Source organism: Okeania sp. SIO2F4 (assembly GCF_010672385.1).
Classification (GTDB): Bacteria; Cyanobacteriota; Cyanobacteriia; order Cyanobacteriales; family Microcoleaceae; genus Trichodesmium.
In genome coordinates, this window is record NZ_JAAHGT010000856.1 from 1 (window position 1) to 4197 (window position 4197).

At 38.3% G+C, this 4197-nt stretch carries 8 protein-coding genes; all 8 read right to left on the bottom strand.

Annotated features, from left to right (window positions below; translation table 11 throughout):
- The coding region (locus F6K22_RS33875) for a helix-turn-helix domain-containing protein (protein ID WP_287286994.1) at positions 1-86 on the bottom strand (86 nt) is incomplete at its 3' end.
- A 796-nt stretch (positions 87-882) separates the two neighbouring features.
- Positions 883-1164 carry a 4a-hydroxytetrahydrobiopterin dehydratase gene (locus tag F6K22_RS33880; protein ID WP_293108500.1) on the bottom strand — a complete coding sequence of 94 codons (282 nt, stop codon included), beginning with the start codon at positions 1162-1164 and terminating at the stop codon, positions 883-885.
- A gap of 442 nt (positions 1165-1606) precedes the next feature.
- Positions 1607-1960 (bottom strand): zinc ribbon domain-containing protein, encoded by a 354-nt coding sequence (locus F6K22_RS33885; protein WP_363275012.1) that lies wholly within the window; start codon positions 1958-1960, stop codon positions 1607-1609.
- Entirely contained in the window at positions 1948-2307 is a 360-nt protein-coding gene (locus F6K22_RS33890) for a hypothetical protein (RefSeq protein ID WP_363275014.1), read from the bottom strand. Before F6K22_RS33890 ends, F6K22_RS33885 begins: the two co-directional genes overlap by 13 nt.
- Before the next feature lie 70 nt (positions 2308-2377).
- Positions 2378-2503, bottom strand: a complete 126-nt coding sequence (locus tag F6K22_RS33895) for a hypothetical protein (RefSeq protein ID WP_293108503.1) — start codon at positions 2501-2503, stop codon at positions 2378-2380.
- A gap of 144 nt (positions 2504-2647) precedes the next feature.
- Positions 2648-2974 carry a hypothetical protein gene (locus tag F6K22_RS33900; protein WP_293108506.1) on the bottom strand — a complete coding sequence of 109 codons (327 nt, stop codon included), beginning with the start codon at positions 2972-2974 and terminating at the stop codon, positions 2648-2650.
- Positions 2931-3047 carry a helix-turn-helix domain-containing protein gene (locus F6K22_RS33905; RefSeq protein ID WP_293108516.1) on the bottom strand — a complete coding sequence of 39 codons (117 nt, stop codon included), beginning with the start codon at positions 3045-3047 and terminating at the stop codon, positions 2931-2933. The genes F6K22_RS33900 and F6K22_RS33905 overlap by 44 nt, the downstream gene beginning before the upstream one ends.
- A 242-nt stretch (positions 3048-3289) precedes the next feature.
- Positions 3290-4197: photosystem II D2 protein (photosystem q(a) protein) (gene psbD / locus F6K22_RS33910; protein ID WP_293108508.1), on the bottom strand; the 908-nt coding region annotated here is incomplete at its 5' end.

The window sequence follows — 4197 nt, forward strand, 5'->3', positions numbered from 1 at the left end:
ACAACACGGACACAACCAAATAGCTTGGCTAATCGGTATTTTTGTCCCGGTGTTGGATATATGCGATACTTAAATCTAGCTTTCATAATTCCTATTTGAACTAACAGTATGATAACATATTTATAGAAATAAAATAAACTAAACTAAAAAGTCGCCCTTCTAGGGCGAGGCTTTAGACCCAAATTTTCGGTAAAATATATAGTTTAACCCTCTAAGACTTTTTTACTTAAAAATTAAGGTTTAAAGCCTCTCCTTTCAAGGAGAAAAAAGAAAAAGCGTTGCATAGTTGTTCGATGATTATTAAATTTGCACGCATCTGAAACTGTTAATAAATAAAATAAGGGCACATTTTTGGGTAGATATCAAAATCATCCTTTGATAATGCAACGCCAAAGAAAAAAAAATCCTTTTAACCAATCCTTCTATTACAGAAGAGGTAATTATTAATTATTAATTATTAATTGTTAATTATTCATTATTGAACAACCTATAATAAAAAAAAATACCACTGGTTTTCACCTGATTAATTTCGTAGCAAGAAGTAATAAAAAATACTTTTTTAGTAACTAGAAATACTTACCAATGGATAATTGATAATTGATAATTAATCAATTCGGCTTTATTGCCTTCTATTTCAAGATAAAAAAAGAAATTGTGATTTCTTTATCTTCAATCCTCTCGGTTTTAACCAGAGGTAATTATCCATTATTCATTATCCATTATCCATTAATGAAGATGTTTCACTTAGGTTAAAATATGAGATACTAAGAATTGATATATTTTTATAATGGCTTTTGATAATCCAGATGATGTCTTCCACCTGTATTTTTGTACTATAAAATTTAGATATTGGGAGCTTTCCCCTAGGCTGTTAAAGTTAGACTAACCTAAACTAGATATTATTTGAGCCATGTTAAAGTCTTTTTCTGTTAAGCCACCAGCATCATGGGTTGTTAATATAACTGTCACTTTATTGTAAGATACCTCTAAGTCTGGATGATGCTGTGATGATTCAGCCGGATCTACTAATTTATTCACAAAACCTATCGCTTCAACAAAATCTTTAAATTTTTTTACACACTTAAGCGTATTTCCTTCTAATTTCCAGTCTGATAATTTACTAGCACGTTGATTAATTTCTTCTACACTTAGTAATTCACTCATTGAACTATTCCTAAAATTACTCAAAAAACTATCCGCTCTTATCTTGAATAGTTTTGTGGTAAATACCTAAGAACTAATTTCAGATAAGAGCGGTCTAGGGGGTCACTTTGATTGGAACCTGACTGCCGGGAGGAACTCTAGGTCAGCCTGGTTAAGGTTTATCCTCATAGTTCCCTGGGTGGGAACAAAGGCTAACTGCTAGAGAGCAGCCCCAGCACACAGCCGGCATTTTCCAACCAGGTGACCCATGCGTTTACTACTATCTTGCATAGGCATCACCTCCTTTTATCCCTGAGCGGTTATTTGTTGACTTAATGTTACGTTTACTATAGTAGCACAAAAATTTGAGAACGCAATTATCTGGTTAATTTTTTTTCAGGGAATAGCAAAAAATCAATTATCAATTTTTTGGACTTGTCCTGCTTTTGACATCCTCTCCGGCCTAAAAGGCGCGGATAAACAACCGAACCGAAGCTCCTCGGCGGGTTGACGTCTCATTGGCTGCTGCTACGTTGGCCGTAGTCTGACGCTTGCCTCCACGTCCGTTTAAAGTCTCGGATTGCCCACCCGCGACTAATATATTTATTGCTGCATTCTCATCTGTGTCGTGTTTGACACCACAGTTGAGACATTCCCACTCTCGCACCTGAAGGTCTAATTTACCTCCACGAAAACCACAACACGAGCATTGTTGAGAAGTAGGCTCCCAACGACTAATTACTCTGAAATCGCGACCGTATTTCTCTGTTTTTCCTCCTATAATTGTTCGGAATTGTCGCCAACCTAAATCATAAATGGCTCTAGATAATTTACGGTCTCTTGGTGCGCGTTCCCTCTCTTGGTCAGCATTCCCTCACAGGAGTGCGCGTTCCGCAAGCGAGCTGTCGGCGGCGCGGGGTCTGACCGCTTGCGACTTGCCTCTTGCAGAGGAGCTGTCTCTTGCAGAGGAGCTTCGAAGTGCGCTAACGTCGTCGCGGGGTCGCACCGCTTTTTAACCATTCCAGAAACGTTTCCTTCGGAATGCTTCGCAAACAAATCCTCGAAAACAATTGTTTGGTTTTCACAAATTATTTCAGTGGATAATTTATGTAAAAAATTGTCCCTTGTATCTTTCAGTTTGGCATGAAATTTAGCAACTCTCAGCCTCGCTTTTTCATATCATTTATAACCGAAGGTTTTCTTAGATAATGATTTACTTAACTTTCTGTATTTCTTAATTCGTTTCTTCAATGGTTTTAATTCCTAAATCTATTCCAACTGAATTATCAGTTTTAGGTAAGGTTTCTGGTTCTATTTCTACTACAAAACTTAAGAAATATCTAGTAGGGGCGATTCGCATAGATGCCCCTACAATCTTTGACAATAGTTACTTATGATGGAGCACCAGCTACTTCCCTTGACCACACAATCTTCAGTTTTCCTATTTTTGCGTTGCTAGGAACTTTATCTATCTGCCTCTACTCTAAACCCCCTCAAGGTAAATCTAGCAGTTTGCGCGTGACTTTCTAGTTTTGAATTTAGGAGGTTTAACGGGTTTGCCTTTTCTTTGGCCTAGGGACGTTGCATACAACGTCCGTACCTTAAAAAAGTTTTGATCACCTTGGTTTAAATCGTTTAAAGATTCTTGTAATGGTACAACTGAAACCTCCGATAACCATTCTCTATCTTCAGTCTTTTTTGCAGATGTAATAAACTGTTTTTGTAGTTCAGATAAGTCAGGTTTCTTCTCCCCTAATTTATATTGTCTTTTACAGAAAGCGAGACTATCATTCCAAACCACACGTTCGCGTAGCGTTGCGCCAGCAAACACAACCAAATAGTTTTGCTAATTGGTATTTTTGTTGGCGTGTTGGATAGATACGATACTTAAATATAGCTTTCATAATCTGACTTTTCAAGTAATAACATTATAACATATTTATTGAATCAAAATTAACTAAAAAGTCGCCCTATAAGGGCGAGGCTTCAGACCCATTTGATCGGTGAAAAAAAGGCAATAACTCATTTAGCAATAGGGAATAGGGGCTAATTTTCACAAAAAAAAATAATAGCTCCTACATACTCATTTCTGTAGGAGCTATTCAAGGATAAGTACGAGACTCATCCGTTGATAAATTAGGTTATATTACAGAGCATTACCACGAGGTAATACTTCTTCTGGGAATATAAAGTTTTTATGTGGCTGATCTGCAGGAGCCATCCAAGCTCGGATACCCTCGTTCAGCAAAATGTTTTTGGTATAAAATGTTTCAAACTCTGGGTCTTCCGCTGCTCGTAATTCTTGGGATACAAAGTCATAAGCTCGTAAGTTCAATGCTAAACCTACTATACCTATGGAACTCATCCACAATCCTGTTACAGGTACAAATAACATGAAGAAGTGAAGCCAACGTTTGTTGGAAAATGCAATTCCGAAGATTTGGGACCAGAAACGGTTAGCTGTCACCATGGAATATGTTTCTTCGGATTGAGTAGGTTCAAATGCACGGAAGGTATTCGCCTGTTCGCTATCTTGGAACAATGTATTTTCCACTGTCGCCCCGTGAATCGCACATAATAGTGCACCACCCAAAATTCCAGCTACACCCATCATGTGGAATGGGTTAAGTGTCCAGTTATGGAATCCTTGTAAAAATAGGATGAATCGGAATATACCAGCTACACCAAAGCTAGGTGCAAAGAACCAGCTTGATTGACCCAGTGGGTACATTAAGAATACACTGACAAAGACGGCAATTGGTCCTGTGAATGCAATAGCATTATAAGGACGTATTCCTACCAAACGGGCAATTTCAATCTGACGTAAGCAGAAGCCAATCAGAGCAAATGCACCGTGTAGAGCCGTGAATGACCACAGACCACCAATTTGACACCAACGTGCAAAGTCCCACTGAGCCTCTGGACCCCAGAGGAATAGTAGGGAATGTCCCATGCTATCGGCTGGGCTACTAACTGCAACAGTTAGGAAGTTACAGCCTTCTAGGTAAGAACTAGCTAATCCGTGGGTATACCAAGAAGTAACGAAGGTAGTGA

Coding starts and splice junctions, on each gene's coding strand:
- F6K22_RS33880 (WP_293108500.1), bottom strand. CDS start 1,164: ATGAGTGAATTACTAAGTGTAGAAGAAATTAATCAACGTGCTAGTAAA.
- F6K22_RS33895 (WP_293108503.1), bottom strand. CDS start 2,503: ATGCGAATCGCCCCTACTAGATATTTCTTAAGTTTTGTAGTAGAAATA.
- F6K22_RS33905 (WP_293108516.1), bottom strand. CDS start 3,047: ATGAAAGCTATATTTAAGTATCGTATCTATCCAACACGCCAACAAAAA.